The sequence below is a fragment of the Ruegeria sp. CDSC081 genome, assembly GCF_059610485.1.
In genome coordinates, this window is record NZ_JBXWNS010000002.1 from 370412 (window position 1) to 384583 (window position 14172).

General features: G+C 56.4%; 17 protein-coding genes. 8 read left to right on the plus strand and 9 right to left on the minus strand.

What is annotated here, in order from left to right:
• The first annotated feature begins 35 nt into the window (after nt 1–35).
• Both AC2FH9_RS04815 and AC2FH9_RS04820 read left to right on the plus strand, forming a co-directional pair.
• The gene (locus AC2FH9_RS04815; RefSeq protein WP_496870986.1) at nt 36–740 is read left to right on the plus strand and encodes a DUF3299 domain-containing protein; all 705 of its coding nucleotides are present in this window, start codon (nt 36–38) and stop codon (nt 738–740) included.
• Complete coding sequence (locus tag AC2FH9_RS04820) at nt 737–1915, plus strand: carbohydrate porin (RefSeq protein WP_496870987.1); 1179 nt, start codon at nt 737–739, stop codon at nt 1913–1915. The genes AC2FH9_RS04815 and AC2FH9_RS04820 overlap by 4 nt, the downstream gene beginning before the upstream one ends.
• Nucleotides 1916–2244: 329 nt before the next feature.
• On the opposite strand, the gene AC2FH9_RS04825 is transcribed toward AC2FH9_RS04820, so the two are convergent.
• The 3 genes from AC2FH9_RS04825 to AC2FH9_RS04835 all read right to left on the minus strand — a co-directional run bounded on the left by AC2FH9_RS04825 (nt 2245) and on the right by AC2FH9_RS04835 (nt 4310).
• Nucleotides 2245–2988, minus strand: a complete 744-nt coding sequence (locus AC2FH9_RS04825) for a hypothetical protein (protein WP_496774785.1) — start codon at nt 2986–2988, stop codon at nt 2245–2247.
• 172 nt (nt 2989–3160) lie between these two features.
• Entirely contained in the window at nt 3161–3298 is a 138-nt protein-coding gene (locus tag AC2FH9_RS04830; RefSeq protein ID WP_496870988.1) for a hypothetical protein, read from the minus strand.
• Between the two features lie 97 nt (nt 3299–3395).
• The gene (locus AC2FH9_RS04835) at nt 3396–4310 is read right to left on the minus strand and encodes a LysR family transcriptional regulator (RefSeq protein ID WP_171329874.1); all 915 of its coding nucleotides are present in this window, start codon (nt 4308–4310) and stop codon (nt 3396–3398) included.
• A gap of 189 nt (nt 4311–4499) precedes the next feature.
• Here AC2FH9_RS04835 and AC2FH9_RS04840 point away from each other — a divergent pair, with 189 nt between their 5' ends.
• The 6 genes from AC2FH9_RS04840 (at nt 4500) to AC2FH9_RS04865 (ending at nt 7970) form a co-directional block, all read left to right on the plus strand.
• Nucleotides 4500–5120: a class I SAM-dependent DNA methyltransferase gene (locus tag AC2FH9_RS04840; RefSeq protein ID WP_496698892.1), complete on the plus strand. Its 621-nt coding sequence runs from the start codon at nt 4500–4502 to the stop codon at nt 5118–5120.
• A 34-nt stretch (nt 5121–5154) separates the two neighbouring features.
• Nucleotides 5155–5811 (plus strand): DUF2306 domain-containing protein, encoded by a 657-nt coding sequence (locus AC2FH9_RS04845; protein WP_010443832.1) that lies wholly within the window; start codon nt 5155–5157, stop codon nt 5809–5811.
• A gap of 62 nt (nt 5812–5873) precedes the next feature.
• Nucleotides 5874–6293: a DUF6326 family protein gene (locus AC2FH9_RS04850; protein WP_010443833.1), complete on the plus strand. Its 420-nt coding sequence runs from the start codon at nt 5874–5876 to the stop codon at nt 6291–6293.
• A 50-nt stretch (nt 6294–6343) separates the two neighbouring features.
• Nucleotides 6344–7000: a methyltransferase domain-containing protein gene (locus AC2FH9_RS04855; protein WP_496870989.1), complete on the plus strand. Its 657-nt coding sequence runs from the start codon at nt 6344–6346 to the stop codon at nt 6998–7000.
• Between the two features lie 48 nt (nt 7001–7048).
• The gene (locus tag AC2FH9_RS04860) at nt 7049–7420 is read left to right on the plus strand and encodes a VOC family protein (RefSeq protein ID WP_496870990.1); all 372 of its coding nucleotides are present in this window, start codon (nt 7049–7051) and stop codon (nt 7418–7420) included.
• Between the two features lie 76 nt (nt 7421–7496).
• The gene (locus tag AC2FH9_RS04865; protein ID WP_010443838.1) at nt 7497–7970 is read left to right on the plus strand and encodes a GNAT family N-acetyltransferase; all 474 of its coding nucleotides are present in this window, start codon (nt 7497–7499) and stop codon (nt 7968–7970) included.
• Nucleotides 7971–8179: 209 nt separating this feature from the next.
• On the opposite strand, the gene AC2FH9_RS04870 is transcribed toward AC2FH9_RS04865, so the two are convergent.
• The 6 genes from AC2FH9_RS04870 to AC2FH9_RS04895 all read right to left on the minus strand — a co-directional run bounded on the left by AC2FH9_RS04870 (nt 8180) and on the right by AC2FH9_RS04895 (nt 14118).
• Nucleotides 8180–8884: a ThuA domain-containing protein gene (locus AC2FH9_RS04870; RefSeq protein WP_496698179.1), complete on the minus strand. Its 705-nt coding sequence runs from the start codon at nt 8882–8884 to the stop codon at nt 8180–8182.
• Nucleotides 8881–9753: an NAD(P)-dependent oxidoreductase gene (locus AC2FH9_RS04875; protein WP_496698177.1), complete on the minus strand. Its 873-nt coding sequence runs from the start codon at nt 9751–9753 to the stop codon at nt 8881–8883. Before AC2FH9_RS04875 ends, AC2FH9_RS04870 begins: the two co-directional genes overlap by 4 nt.
• A complete protein-coding gene (locus AC2FH9_RS04880) occupies nt 9753–11273 on the minus strand; it encodes a sugar ABC transporter ATP-binding protein (protein ID WP_496698175.1) in 1521 nt (506 codons plus the stop codon). The genes AC2FH9_RS04875 and AC2FH9_RS04880 overlap by 1 nt, the downstream gene beginning before the upstream one ends.
• Nucleotides 11270–12271, minus strand: coding sequence for an ABC transporter permease (locus tag AC2FH9_RS04885; protein ID WP_377191439.1), 1002 nt, complete (start codon nt 12269–12271; stop codon nt 11270–11272). Before AC2FH9_RS04885 ends, AC2FH9_RS04880 begins: the two co-directional genes overlap by 4 nt.
• A 13-nt stretch (nt 12272–12284) precedes the next feature.
• Nucleotides 12285–13259, minus strand: coding sequence for an ABC transporter permease (locus AC2FH9_RS04890; RefSeq protein ID WP_496698173.1), 975 nt, complete (start codon nt 13257–13259; stop codon nt 12285–12287).
• 61 nt (nt 13260–13320) lie between these two features.
• Complete coding sequence (locus tag AC2FH9_RS04895; protein WP_496870991.1) at nt 13321–14118, minus strand: SDR family NAD(P)-dependent oxidoreductase; 798 nt, start codon at nt 14116–14118, stop codon at nt 13321–13323.
• Between the last annotated feature and the right edge of the window lie 54 nt (nt 14119–14172).

A 14172-nucleotide genomic window follows, 5' to 3' on the forward strand; every position in this document is an offset into this window, starting at 1 on the left:
TGCTCGCGGGTTTGGTCTGTTACGGTCATTCTGCCATGGCAACGCCAGGAGCAGCGCTGGACTGGGCAGACCTCCCGGACCCATCTGTGCAGGTCTTTGAGGATCCCTATCGGGACCTCAGCCCCGAACAGTTCGACGACGTCCTATTCGTTGTGCGGATGCGTGGCAGGCTGCAGCAAGACACTGGCAGCGCGGAAGAAAGATTGAAATGGCAGGAGCTTCTGACCGAGACCGAGGATGCCTTGGCGGGAGTTGGCGTTGATGTCGATTGGCTGCTCGATCAAAGAGAGCTTGTGAAAGAACGGCGAAGAAAGGCAGGAACAAACGGAAATCCGCAATTCGACGGTCAAACAATAACAATCGCGGGCTTTGCCATCCCGGGCCCGAGCGATCCAGACGCGCGATCTGTGGCGTATCTAGTGCCAGAACGAGGAATGTGTAGCCACATGCCCCCGCCCCAACCCAATCAAATGATTCGCGTGCGGTTGAATGGCGACTGGACGCCCAGCTATTTCCACGAACCCGTTCGGCTGACGGGCACGCTGACTATCGATCCCACTGTTCAGAATATGATGGTTGTGGACGGCCTCATACCTATGAGTGCGACATTCCAGTTGGAGACGGAACGTGTCGAAACTCTGGAAACCGAAGCAGACAGGCTGGAATGGAAGCAGCGTGCCGCTGATCGTATCCGAGCGGCGGGCAATCGCAAGACCGGCGGGGCAAAGGCGTCTGAATGATAAGACTTCTCGTTGTCGTACTGAGTATTGTCTCAGCCGGCGCGGCGTCGGCTCAAGGTCTGTCCGGGCCCTCTTCGGTCGAAGCTGATCTTGAGCCCGGAGATGGACTGACCGATCCACAATATCGTTCCGATTTTCCGCGCAATACCGCACCGGGTTGGTTTCAGTGGAAAGACCGACTGGCGGAGAATGGGTTTCGGTTCAACATTGATTACTTGGCATTGGGCCAAACCACGAACGCGGATCTGGGGGAGGGCGAAGCTGCCAGCGGAATTGCGCGGTTCTATGGCAGTTGGCAGGCGACTGAACAGGGGTCTTTGACATTCAAGATCGAAGACCGGCACAACTATACCGATGTTGCCCCACAGTTTCTTGGTCTGGATGGTGGAGCTCTTTCGATCACGGGAACAGCCTTCAACGATAATGGTTTGCTATTGACCAACCTGTTCTGGACCCAAAGGGCCGAGAACGGTTCGTGGACGCTGCAAGTCGGCCAGATTGATGTAACGGACTTTGTGGATATTTATGGGTTGGTAAGCCCATACAGTGGTTTCCAAAACCTGTCTTTCAATACCAACCCGACAATCAACGCACCCAACCAAGGCCTTGGCATTGCAGGCGGGATAAAGCTGAGCAAGAACCTCTACGCTGTCGCGAGCGTCTCAGACGCAAACGCCGACCCGTCTGATCCAAACTTTGATGTGTTTAGCGACGGCAATCTCTTCAAATCACTCGAACTTGGTTACACCTCTGACTTTGATCGCATTTACTTCGACAATATCCATCTGACCCTCTGGCATGCGGATGCGGCTGACGATGGTAGCCGTCCAGAAGATTACGGCGCCGCGTTCTCAGCAGCATGGTTTATTGACAATAAGTGGATGCCGTTCTTCCGGGCAGGGGCCTCAAAAGGGGCAGCAGCACTCTATGATCGGTCCGTTTCTGCGGGTATTGGCTACTACGGTCGCAATACCGATTTGGCCGGGTTGGGTCTGAACTGGGCCGAGGCAAGAGGCATAGATGGCGATCAGTTCACACTCGAAGCATTCTACCGTTTTTCAATCGCACCCGGACTGCAGATCACGCCATCACTGCAGTTCATTTCTGACCCGCTTCTAAATCCCGATCAGGACCGGATTACCCTGTTCGGTCTAAGAACCCGGATCGTTTTCTAATGCGGGGTGAATGCAATAGGTAAGTGGCAGTGCCAAAGGGCGACTAAGGGAGATCAACAGGACTTTGCAAAGCCCGCTTTCTGCGCGTTGCCACCGTTAGCGCGGACTGCAGCACCCGGTAGCTTTGGGCTCTCCCGGCACCTTCGCCGCGAGATCCATGAACGACCGTTTCGCGATGGAGCGCCTTTCGCGGCGCGGCGCACGAACTGGCAAGACGCGGACAAAGCCCGCTTTCGCTGCGGCTGCGCCAATGACGGCTATAGGAACCGGCGTTGGTCAAGAACAATCGCGTTCCCAAGCGACAGTGGCGCATGAATTTCGGCCTGCTGTCATAGTTGAAAGTGAATATGATCGTCGTGCCGTGCCGCTCTGCACCCTTGAAACCTAATACGCGGGTGGGCGACACGCAGCGACTGAACAAGGTGCGGTTCTATGAAGGTTTTTCCGACGCGTTCGTCGTTTGATAGAATTCGCAAGACTGTAGCTGTGCGTGCTCCATCGAGCTCATAATCGCGCCAAAGTGGTTGAATAAGACCAAAGTCCCATCTGAGAGTTGGCCATCTTGGCGTGCAATCGGTCGGGCCGGGTTCGAACGCAAAATACCCTATCGGTGATCGAGTTGCACCGGGCAGATAACCTGTTTCGTCGCGGTAAAATAACGCAAGATCAACCTTGTCGCCATCGTCATGAGATAGATGCGGCAGCAAAGGAAACCCATTGAGAAATGGGAAATTAGCGTCGAGCACCAGCGTTTCTGTGCCGGGATACTGTCGATCCAGTTCTTCGGCGGCCTCAATAAGTACGTCTCTCAGTTCCGGGGCCACGTAGTTACGATTGAGCGCACAATACATCCAGCTTTGCACCTGAAGCGAGCCGTTATCGAAGCAATTCAATGCTACTCGGCCAAAGTTTGGTGCAATCCAGATCGCCGCTGTCGTCAAAGCTGCGTAGGCCAGAAGGAACGAGATTATTCTATTGCGGAAGAGAAGCGCGATTAGCCACGCTAGCCCTCCAATTTGGGTAAAAATGGTGAGAAACAGAACTACACAAAAATTGGCAATGAAACGCAGCATGCGACGAATATGCCACCTCGCTCAAGTCACAACAACCGCATGAAAAACCCGCGACACTAATCCCTTGCCAAGGCCCCTTTTTCTTACTCACGATTTTCGCGCCATTCTGACCGAGCGGACGTTCGTGCGCAACGCAGCATCCGGTACATTGGGCTCTGAGCGGCCATCGGGGCTAGCGCAGCATTTTTTGGGTCCAGCCCCAGATTGCGCCGATGAGGACGGCCCAAACCAGCCGTTCATCGCGAGATAAGTTGCCGCATTGCAGCTTCCCCAAAGCGGAAGTTGATCGATTGCGCAGCATTTCCAACATTAACGTACACTCATCGGACAAAACGAACTCGTGCAAGCGCAGCTTCAACTATTGCCACGCGACCTTACTTGCTCCGGGTTCGGCGCTTTTGCACCTGTTAATCGCCACCACTTCGGCGCTTCGCAACGTCTGACAGACCCCGGGCCAGCAGGTCGAATACGATCCGGATACGACGGCTGGTCTGTAACTCCCGATGGGTGACCAGCCAGATTGGAAACTCAAGCGAAGGGAAATCCGGCAAGACCTTCTCTATGCCAGATTCAGCCTCGCCCAACGTTTCGGGCTGCATAGAGACGCCGTAGCCCGCTTTCACCAATTCCCATGCGACGACACCGCTCTCGCTCGACATCACGAAGCTCTCTGCGCGAACGGGCACGCCCATGTTGTGCAGTGGGGCCATTAGCCTCTCGGGGTCGGCATTGCCGACGAAATCGAGTGCAGCCACATCGCGCGGTGTCCGTGGGCGGCTTGCACGATCGAGATAGTCGGTCGCGGCATAGAGAGTGGCGCGAAAGTCGCCCAAGTGCCGTGCGATCAGGTCCGGCTGATCTGGGCGGACGTGGCGTATCGCGATGTCTGCCTCGCGCTGCGTCAAATTCTGCATCTCACTCGACGCGAGAATGCGGACGCGGATGCCCGGCGCCATCTGTCTCAGCGGCTTGAGCACGCCCGGCAGGATCGCTGCTGACAAGAGGTCCGTTCCCGTGACCGTGACCTCTCCGGTGACATCCTGAGATTTACCGTCGGCCACCATCGAGATGAGCGTCGCAGCCTCGCCCATCGTGCGCATGTGATCAATCAGGTCGCGCCCTGCTTCCGTCAAGGTAAGACCACGGACGCTGCGTTCTACCAACGTGACGCCAAGTGCCTCCTCCAACGCACCGATCTGCCGCCCTATCGTCGGCTGCGTTGTCTTCAGCACGCGCGCCGCGCCGCTGAACGAGCCTTCCTCCGCTGTCGCGAGGAAGGCGCGTACCTGGTTCCAATCGAAGGAAACGGCCTGCCAGTTCATTCATGAGCGTATAGCAGGTGGACGAATTTAAGCAATCGACCTTTTATGAGCGCATGGATGATACCGGATGCGAAACGAGATCGGCCCGGTCTCTGCAATCGAAAGCGACACAATGCATTCCGCAGTTTCTTACGACTGGCGCATCCGCGCCGCTTCAAACCTGAAGTGCAACGCGCAAAGGAAACCGACATGACTGCCCAAGCCTTCTGGGACCGGCATGCGCCCAAGTACGCCAAGAAACCTATTGCCGATGTCACCGCCTACGAAGAAAAGCTGGAATGCGTCACTGCGCTTCTTCGATCGACCGATCGCGTTCTTGAAATCGGCTGCGGCACAGGCGGCACAGCCAGGAAGATCGCGCCTGTCGTCGCTCATGTGACCGCAACCGACCTCTCTGCCGAGATGATCCGGATCGCCCGGTCACGATCAGGTGGCGATGCCGCGGGAACACCAGAATTTCTTCAGGCGGAGGCGGCGCAACACATTCCTAGCCAACCGTTCGACGCCATTTGCGCGTTCAGCTTGCTTCACCTGGTGGACGACATACCCACCGTACTGGATGCAGCATTCCACCAAATGAAACCCGGCGGTCACTTCATATCAAAGACGGTTTGTCTGAAGGACGCGCCGCGCTGGATGCGAGCCATGGTTCGCGTGCTCATGGCCGCGCGGATCGCGCCTAATGTGATCATCTTGAGTCGCGCTGAATTGACCCGACACCTGATCCGCGCCGGGTTCGAAATCGAGCAGACGCGGTACTTCGGAAAGAACCGACTGAGCCCCTTTATCGTCGCGCGCAAGCCCGCCTGAGGCAGACCGACGCCTTATTCTGAGAGACCGAAGCATGCACTTTATCAGCCGTCGCGAATGGGCGTTCCTTGCCCTCGTGTTCCTCTACTCTTTCATTCCGGCAGTCGTAGGGCTGGTCCGGCTTCCGGAACTTCTCGGCGCTCGGGCGATCATCCCGCCGAACCCGCGTGCGGTGTTCGATCCCCTCCCGATCACATTGCATATCCTCGGCAGTTCAGTTTTCTGCCTTGTGGGGGCTGTGCAATTCCTGCCGAGCCTGAGGCGCTACCGCTCGGCCCTGCACAGGACCCTCGGGCGGATTGTGGCGGCAGCGGGATGCATCAGCGCACTAACCGGGCTCTGGATGACCGTGTTCTACGCATTTCCCGATGCCCTGCAGGGACCAGTACTTTACGGGGCAAGGGTCACGCTCGGCCTCGCGATGGTCACCCTCATCGCATGGGCCATCGTCGCGATCCGGTCGCGAAACGTCGCCGCGCACCGCGCCGCGATGCTGCGCGCCTATGCCATCGGCCAAGGGGCCTCAACGCAAACCGCGCTCTTTCTGGTCGCAATGGCCCTCTTTGACACCGAACTGCAGGGGTTTTCGCGAGACCTCCTGATGGTTGGGGCGTGGGCCATCAACCTTGCGATTGCGGAACTCCTTATCCGCCGCGCCTTTGCAACGCGCACATCCGGCGCGGTGATCTGAACCCGGTCGTGCTCTCGACCTGATACCGGCAAACTCCAGAAACACAAAAAGAAGACACCAAAATGAGACGGCTCGATCCCCGTATTCTTCTGTCGGCCCTGTGGCTGTTCATACTGCTCAACATCATCTTTCGCGATATTCACCAGTTTGTCCTCGCGTCCCATATCGAGATGCTGCTGACAGGCCATTACAACGGCATCGAGATCACCGAAGGGCTGATGCTTTTGGGCGGTTTCCTCGTCCAAGTGCCGATTGCGATGGTGCTCTTTTCGCTCCTGCTAACCCGCAGGATTGGTCGCCCTGTCACCTTTCTTGCAGCGATCGTCACAACCGGTACGCTCCTTTCCTCGGCCCCCACCGACATGGATGACACCTTCCACCTCGTCATCGAGATCGTGGCTCTAATCGCAATTCTCTGGACCGCATGGACGTGGCCCGAGAACGAACACACCGCGCCGCAATCCGACGCAAGTTCTCCGTAAAAAACGTGCGCGCACCGCGGACACGATGAATGAATAATAGGACCAAATAGATGTTGGAAGAAACGCCTTTAGACGATGCGTTTGATCTTTATGACAAGCTCGCACCTCGCTACGACAAACTTCATCATCGCTGGCTGCGTCATGCAGGCGGCGAGGCGCAGGCCGCCCTGGAAGGTCTGGTGCGTGCACTTGCGACGCCGAATTCGAGGCTTTTGGATGCTGGCTGCGGCACCGGCAACCTGGCACGTAGACTGATCGCGGAGGGCATGCCGCCGAATTTGATGACCCTTCTCGACCCGTCCGCAGCGATGCTTGCACGCTGCGCCGACATTCCTGTGCCGAAGATACAAGGACGGTTGGAGTTCCTGCCGTTTGAAGATGGCACGTTCGATCTTGTGACGTGTGCTTGGGCTTTGGAAACCGTCCCCGATCCCCACCTGGCTTTGAGTGAGCTTTGCAGGGTTGTTCGAGCCGGCGGCGCGCTTTGTCTCGCGTTTTGCGCGGATGAGCCTGCCCGTGGTCTTGCCGGCAGCCTCATGCGCCAGGCGCTTTTGTTTCGCGGGACCGGCCGATTTATGTCCCGCTCCCGATTGATGCAGGCAATCGAGCGTTTCGAAAATTTTGAAGTGCGGGCAATTCCGAGCCATGGTCCGGCCTCGACCTTACTTGCTAGGCGGTCTGGCGCAGCAACCCAGGGGTCTTTGTAGCCGGGCTTAAAGTTGAAAATGACGACCACAGAATTACGGAGATCAAGCATGATCGGATATGTTACCCTCGGAACCAACAACTTCGAGGCCGCGCTGAAATTCTACGACGCCTTGTTTTCGAGCGTGGGCGCAAACCGTCTTTGGAAACACGGCGATATGGCCGCATGGGGCCGCTCAAGGGCCGAGCCTGCGTTATGCCTTGCTTGTCCATTCAATGGGGCACCGGCAAGCGTTGGAAACGGGGTGATGGTCGCTTTGAAAATGACCAACAGAAAAGCCGCCGATACGCTTCACGCCAAGTGCCTCGAACTTGGCGGAACAGATGAGGGACCCCCCGGCACAAGCGGAGATCATGGTTTCTACGGAGGGTATTTCCGGGATCTGGATGGCAACAAACTGAATGCGTATGTCCCAGCGTGACAGCAGGCAAAGAGTTGGCTGTTGAAATATCGCGTCCAGCGGACAATGAGAGACGAGCACATCGAAAGACGCCGCAATGAGATCTGAAATAAAATTCGTCCGATTGTCGGAAATCGACCCAACCGAAATCTTAGCGCACATGTCCGACCCTCGTGTCGCCGAGCATATGCCGCTTCTGAGATTTACTTGGAATGCCGAGACAGTGGCGCGGTTTGTCGCCAAAAAGGAAGAGTGTTGGCACCGTGACGGACTTGGACATTGGGCATTCTTGTCCGATGACCGATATGTCGGCTGGGGTGGATTTCAAAAAGAAGGAGCCGAGTGGGATTTCGGACTGGTCTTGCGGCCCGACACGTTTGGCCTCGGGCCGCGCATCTCGCGAAAGGCGATCGACTTTGCAATTTCCGATGAACGCATCCCGTATGTGACCTTTCTTTTACCACCGTCACGCACGAACCTGCGGGCACTCGACAGACTTGGTGCTTGGCGGGTTGGCGAAGTCGACTATGACGGGGCGACCTTCCTCAAATTTCAACTTGCGACAGAGTGACAGCATTGTCCGATTTCTGGTACATCGCCAGCTCCAGAGTGTGTTGTAACTCGCGGCCCAAAGCTGACTTTCGCAAGTAGATCCGCCTCTGCATTGTCGTATCCCCAAAGCAGGCGTTGGTCGATGTCGCAACGTCTCGGATACGAAAAATCGTTAAATTGGCAACAACAGCTGCAGTCTTGGTTTAGTGAACAAATCTCAATTGGGAGTTATTTTTCTTTAGCAGCCCAAATGGCACCCCGACGAATAATCTCGGTAACCTGAGGGTGTTTCAAGTCGTCCAATTCATGCCCGATTGAGCAATAAAACACACGGCCGTTATCCCAGCGGCGCTTCCAGACCACCGGTATGACCGTTCCTTCGATCCACCACAGATGGTCACCTGAGAAGGTCGTCGTTGCCAATACCTCGTTGGAAGGATCGACCAGCATATAGTATTGCTCGGTTGTTAGTCGAAAACTCTTGATCCCATTGACGATCGGGTCATCCGGTTTGCAGATAGTAACATCATAATCAATGTAGTCCTCACGCGGCTGCAGGTTGTCTGGCCACCCTGGGGGGTGGGCGACGAACTGGCCGCCGATCAGGAAATGATAGGTCGGGCGGTCGCGGAATGCATCGCCCATATGGCCGTGCCATCCGGCCAGCCCGCACCCATCACCGATCAACTTCAAAAGCCCATCTTCCTGCGGTTTGGTCATGTTCCCGTATTTGTCTTTGTGACCCGACCGGGCCGAAGACCAGATTGGTGTGATCAGATCCAGATCAGCCAGCTCGTCTGGGTTCTCCAGCGGTTCCAGCGTGTCGTAGACATCGACTTCGAACCCGTTTTCCTTCAATAGCGCTTCGTACCAATCGCTGAATTGCGTGGGGGCATGGCCTTCCCATCCACCAACAAATAGTGCGGCTTTCATTCGGGTTTTCCTCGCATGTAGTTGAAGATGGACGCCATGTCGCGGATATCGAAGCCCTGCGCTTCGGCGTCTTTCAAAACCTGAAAGGTGATCTCGGACTGCGGCATCGGTACGCCGACTTGCTCAGCTAGATCCAATGCCAGACCGACATCCTTACGCGCCAGGGCGACCGTAAAGGTCACGTCCTGGTTTGTTTCGTCCAGGTAAATCGGGCGGCGAAATTTCAGCATTGGCGCAGCAGCGGCTGAGTTTTCGATCACGTCGAATGCGCGTTCGGTCGCGATACCTGCATTCTCGGCCAGACAGAGCGCCTCTGAGACTGTCTGATTCATCCCGTGGATCAGCAAATTCACGGCCAGCTTCATGGCGGCACCCGCGCCGACCTGATCCAGCCAAATGGTCTTGCGCCCCATTGCATCAAAGAGCGGAGACAGCAGCGCGCCGGCAGAAGCGTCAGCGCCAGCCATGATCAAAAGTGAGGCCTCTTCGGCGGCGTTGGTGGCCCCGGAAACCGGCGCGTCAATAAAGCGTTTTCCTGCCGCCTCGGCGGCCTCGGCGATCTCTGCGACCAAGGCAGGGCTCATGGTGCCCATCTCGACCAGGACCGGTGCGCCCGAAGCGGTGATCAGCCCGTCATCCCCAAAGTATACGGCCCGGGCGGCTGTATCGTCGGCCAGCATGGATATTACGACCCCAGAAAGGCCCGACAACTCTGCCGGAGTGGCCGCAATGCGACCGCCAACGGTTTGGACAAAGGCTTGTGCTGGACCCTTGCTGCGGTTCCAGACAGTCAGGTCATGACCCGCTTGGGCGCAATTTGCCGCCATCCTCCGCCCCATGCGTCCCAGTCCTGCAAAACCAACCTTCATCACGCGACCTGCGGCGAGCCGGTATCAGCAAGGCCCGAGATCGCGCGCACCAGACTGTCTTCGGTTACTGCCTCAGAAGTGAATTCTTGCGTGATTTGCCCCTGGAACATGGCGTAGATCCGATCCGAAACATGAAGGACTTCCGGCATTTCTGAACTGATCACAATCACCGCATAACCCTGCGCGGCAAGGTCGCGGATCAGGTTGTGAATCTCGGCTTTGCTACCGACGTCAATGCCGCGTGTCGGCTCGTCAACGATTAGGACATTGGGATGCATGGACAGCCATTTGCCAATTACGATCTTTTGCTGATTGCCCCCTGATAAATTGCCTACAAGCTGCTTCCACCCCGGGGTTCTGATATCCAGACGATCACGGTATTGGTCAAATATCGCGATTTCGGCCCCTTCGGCCACAAATGGCCCCGCCTTCAAATCATCCACTTGCGGCAGAGACATGTTATCCCGGCAGTTCATGCCCAGCACCAATCCCTGACCTTTACGATCTTCGGGAACCAGTGAAATGCCCTTCTCAATCGCATCCGAAGGCGTTTGAATGCGTATCTCCTGACCATCAATCAAGATTTGCCCAGCAGACGGATCGCGCAGACCAAACAGGGTTTCGGCGATCTCGGTGCGGCCCGCTCCGACGAGGCCATAAAACCCGACAACTTCCCCGCGTCGGATCTGAAAACTCACGTTTCGATAAAGGTCGCCGCAACTCAGATCGCGCACTTCCAGGGCCACGTCCCCAAGTTCGTGGTGCGAAACGTTGCGGGACAGGTCCAGCTTACGCCCGATCATCATTTGGGTGACGGCTTCTTCATCTGTGTCAGCAGTGATCGCGGTACCGGTATGTTGCCCATCGCGCAGAACGCTGACCCGGTCTGTGATCCGGAAAATTTCCTCCATCCGATGGGAGATATATATGATGCCCACATTCCGTGCTTTGAGGTCCGCGATCACCTCGAACAGCACGTCTTTTTCGGTGTCGGTCAGTGACGCGGTGGGTTCGTCGAATATCACAACCTTTGCATCAACCGTCAGGGCGCGGGCAATTTCGACCATTTGCTTGTTCGCAATCGACAGCTCGCCGACAAGGGTTTTCGGCGTGAACCCGACCTTTAGCCGATCCAGAATTTTCGCGGTATTGGCATAGAGCGCCTCCCAATCGACCCGCCCGTAAGATTTGCGAGGCAGCTCTCCCAGATACACATTCTCGGCCACGGACAGTTCATCTGCGAGGCTGAGTTCTTGATGAATGAATACAACACCCATGGCCTTAGCCTCCAATGGGGACGCCATGATCGTAGGTGTTTCCGCAATCAGGATCTGGCCGTCGTCTGGTTGATAAATGCCCCCCAGAACTTTCATCAGCGTTGACTTTCCAGCGCCGTTTTCACCCATCAGCGCATGGACTTCGCCCGGCATGACCGCAAATGAGACCCCATCAAGCGCACGAACCCCGGGGAAGGTTTTCACGATCCCCTCAAGACGCAGGGCCGGTGTGTGTTCGGTCATATCTTCAACTCCTCGGCACCTTTGCGGTTTAGCTGCTTATCCAGATACAGCACCGCAATCAGGATGAGGCCGATCACCAAATTGACGGTCGACGTATCGGCCCCGATATGGCCAAGTCCTTTGCGCAACAGCTGGATTGCCAACACGCCGCCAAAGGTCGACACAACAGACCCCGCTCCGCCCGTTAGCTTGGTGCCACCCAGGACAACAGCCGTGATGATCCACAGCTCGTACAGCTCGCCGTCATTTGGATTGACCGACCCGCTTTCGGAATAGAACACAACAGCTGACAGGGCCGCCAAAAACCCGATGATCATGAAATTGATCATCATATGGGCTCCGACCCGGATACCCGCATTCACCGCCGCTTCGCGGTTGTCGCCGATGGCATAAGCGTTGCGCCCGTGGATGGTGCGGGTCATGATGAACCAGATCACCAAGGTCACGGCCAGCAGGAACCACGTGGCGGTGTGCAGGCCAAGAAACTGGGCCTCGGCAAAATCGACCAATGTCCAGTTCAGCTGACTTGTCGGTTGCTCGCCGTTGTACATGAAAACCAAGCCGCGATAGCCAAGCATCGAACCCAAGGTCACGATGAATGCATCTACCCCGGTCTTCCAGACGATCACACCGTTGATGGCGCCCAGAACAATCCCGGTAAGCAAGGCTAGACACCACGAGATTGGGATAACCCAATCGCCTAAACCTGCGAATACCGGCCAGGTCAGACTGTCCAGCAGGACGATGGCACATAGTGCAAAGGTTGCCCCGACGCTGAGGTCAATATTGCCGTTAATCATGACGATGGTCATACCCATCGCAATGATCCCAATTGGGGCGGATTGTTTGAACAGCAACAGCATGTTGTCGAGATCCATGAAGGCCTTGTCGCTGAGCGACATGAATTCACCCGCGATGCTGAAAAAGATCAGCTCGAACAGGATAAAACCCCATATGGCGCCGCGCTTCAGGAAAGTGCTCAGAGTACCAGCTTGCATGTATCCGTTTCCCTTACGCGATCGGTGACCAAAGCTTGCCGCGTTTGGCCGCAATATCGAGCCAGACTGCCAGAATGATGATCACCCAGGTCACGACGTATTGGACGTAGAATTGAAGACCGACGAGCAACAGCCCGTTCTGGATAAACCCAAGCATCAGGACTCCGATGACGGTCTTGAAGATTGTTCCGGACCCGCCCAACAAAGATGCCCCGCCAAGGATCACTGCCGCCAGCACCTCAAGCTCTAGCCCTTGCCCCACAGTGTTCTGGCTGCCCATTGAACGGCTTGCCTGAATAAGGCCAGCTGTCGCCACACAAAATGACGAAGCGAGGTAGCAGGCGAACACGACCCGCGCCCGACGGATGCCTGAAAAGGTCGCGGCAACGCCATTGCCGCCCACAGCATAGACCTTGCGGCCAAAGGGCGTTTTGGCCAGGACAATTCCCAAGAAGGAAGCAAGCAATACGAATAGCAGAATTGGCACAGGAATTCCCAGCGCATCGCCTTGACCAAACACGCTGAACCAGGTCCCTTCCTTATCGGCGATATCCATGTTTTTGCCGCCGGAATACGTGAGCGTCAGCCCATGGATGGCGGACAACATACCAAGCGTCACAATCAAAGAATTCAGCTTGAGGTAACCGACAAGAAACCCGATCAGCGCCCCTAGGCACATCGTCATGGCAAACATTGAAGGGATCGCCAGGGCTGGCCCGATCTTGTCGTGAAGATCCAGCACAACAATGGTCGAGAAAGACATCATCGAGCCAACCGACAGATCAAGATTGCCGCTGATCACAACGAAGGTCACACCCAGCGCCATCACGCCCAGAATGGCAGAAGAACGGATGACGCCCATGATGTTGTCTGGGTCCAGAAACCTTGGGTTCGCCAACGTAAATCCGATGATAAACACTGCGAAGGCCACAAGAATGCCCTGCCGGGCCAATATGCCTCCGATGTCGGATTTCCTTAGTTGCACCATCCCGTTCTCCCTGTCTCCGTCATGCCGGAGCGTATTCTTGCGCCTGCAGCGCACGCGGTTGTCAAACCAGCGTCATTCCACCATCGATCATCACGATCTGGCCGGTCATGTAGTCACTGTCTGATGACGCAAGGAAGGTCGTCGTTCCGGTGATATCCTCGGGCTGCGCAACACGTCCGCGCAATATCTCTGCCGAAAACTCTTCCATTGCCTGCCCTGGCCGTTCGGCTGCCCCGATCTCCATCAGGTCGCGATCGACCTCATCCCACATTTCCGTCGCGACCACACCCGGCGCAAATCCCGTCACCGTGATACCATGCTTTGCCAAATCCCGAGCACCAGACTGGGTCAGCGAAACAACAGCCCATTTCGAGGCACAATAGGGTGCCACATTGTCAAACCCTTGCCGACTGGCAATGGAGGCGGTGTTGATGATCTTTCCAGCGGTGCCCTGCGCAATCATTTGCCGCGCGGCCTCTTGTATACCGATCATGCATCCCAACCCGTTTACTCCCATGATGAATTGCCAGTTCTCATCTGTCACATCGAGGAAATTCATCGGCTTGTTGACACCGGCGTTGTTGAATTTCACATCCAGTTTTCCAAACAATCCCACGGTGTGATCAATCATCGCGCGGACCTGCTGGCGGTCGGTCACGTCGACCGCAGCATGAGTGACCTGGCCACCATGACGTTTGGCGCGATGCTGGTTCTCGGCGGCGACCTCGGCCACCTTGTCTGCGTTTATGTCGGCAAAGCAGACATCTGCGCCTTCTTCCAACAGCGCCTCACCGATGGCGCGTCCGATACCTTGAGCTGCCCCTGTGACAATACAGGAACGTCCAGAGACCCGCCCCATGGGTTCCTCCCTATTCTCTTAAAGTGACAAAAATGCGCAGAGCCCACCGGGGCT

Bases quoted from the DNA above. Each gene is read 5' to 3' on its own strand.
- AC2FH9_RS04815 (WP_496870986.1), top strand. From the start codon at position 36: ATGGCAACGCCAGGAGCAGCGCTGGACTGGGCAGACCTCCCGGACCCA.
- AC2FH9_RS04820 (WP_496870987.1), top strand. From the start codon at position 737: ATGATAAGACTTCTCGTTGTCGTACTGAGTATTGTCTCAGCCGGCGCG.
- AC2FH9_RS04825 (WP_496774785.1), bottom strand. From the start codon at position 2,988: ATGCTGCGTTTCATTGCCAATTTTTGTGTAGTTCTGTTTCTCACCATT.
- AC2FH9_RS04830 (WP_496870988.1), bottom strand. From the start codon at position 3,298: ATGTTGGAAATGCTGCGCAATCGATCAACTTCCGCTTTGGGGAAGCTG.
- AC2FH9_RS04835 (WP_171329874.1), bottom strand. From the start codon at position 4,310: ATGAACTGGCAGGCCGTTTCCTTCGATTGGAACCAGGTACGCGCCTTC.
- AC2FH9_RS04840 (WP_496698892.1), top strand. From the start codon at position 4,500: ATGACTGCCCAAGCCTTCTGGGACCGGCATGCGCCCAAGTACGCCAAG.
- AC2FH9_RS04845 (WP_010443832.1), top strand. From the start codon at position 5,155: ATGCACTTTATCAGCCGTCGCGAATGGGCGTTCCTTGCCCTCGTGTTC.
- AC2FH9_RS04850 (WP_010443833.1), top strand. From the start codon at position 5,874: ATGAGACGGCTCGATCCCCGTATTCTTCTGTCGGCCCTGTGGCTGTTC.
- AC2FH9_RS04855 (WP_496870989.1), top strand. From the start codon at position 6,344: ATGTTGGAAGAAACGCCTTTAGACGATGCGTTTGATCTTTATGACAAG.
- AC2FH9_RS04860 (WP_496870990.1), top strand. From the start codon at position 7,049: ATGATCGGATATGTTACCCTCGGAACCAACAACTTCGAGGCCGCGCTG.
- AC2FH9_RS04865 (WP_010443838.1), top strand. From the start codon at position 7,497: ATGAGATCTGAAATAAAATTCGTCCGATTGTCGGAAATCGACCCAACC.
- AC2FH9_RS04870 (WP_496698179.1), bottom strand. From the start codon at position 8,884: ATGAAAGCCGCACTATTTGTTGGTGGATGGGAAGGCCATGCCCCCACG.
- AC2FH9_RS04875 (WP_496698177.1), bottom strand. From the start codon at position 9,753: ATGAAGGTTGGTTTTGCAGGACTGGGACGCATGGGGCGGAGGATGGCG.
- AC2FH9_RS04880 (WP_496698175.1), bottom strand. From the start codon at position 11,273: ATGACCGAACACACACCGGCCCTGCGTCTTGAGGGGATCGTGAAAACC.
- AC2FH9_RS04885 (WP_377191439.1), bottom strand. From the start codon at position 12,271: ATGCAAGCTGGTACTCTGAGCACTTTCCTGAAGCGCGGCGCCATATGG.
- AC2FH9_RS04890 (WP_496698173.1), bottom strand. From the start codon at position 13,259: ATGGTGCAACTAAGGAAATCCGACATCGGAGGCATATTGGCCCGGCAG.
- AC2FH9_RS04895 (WP_496870991.1), bottom strand. From the start codon at position 14,118: ATGGGGCGGGTCTCTGGACGTTCCTGTATTGTCACAGGGGCAGCTCAA.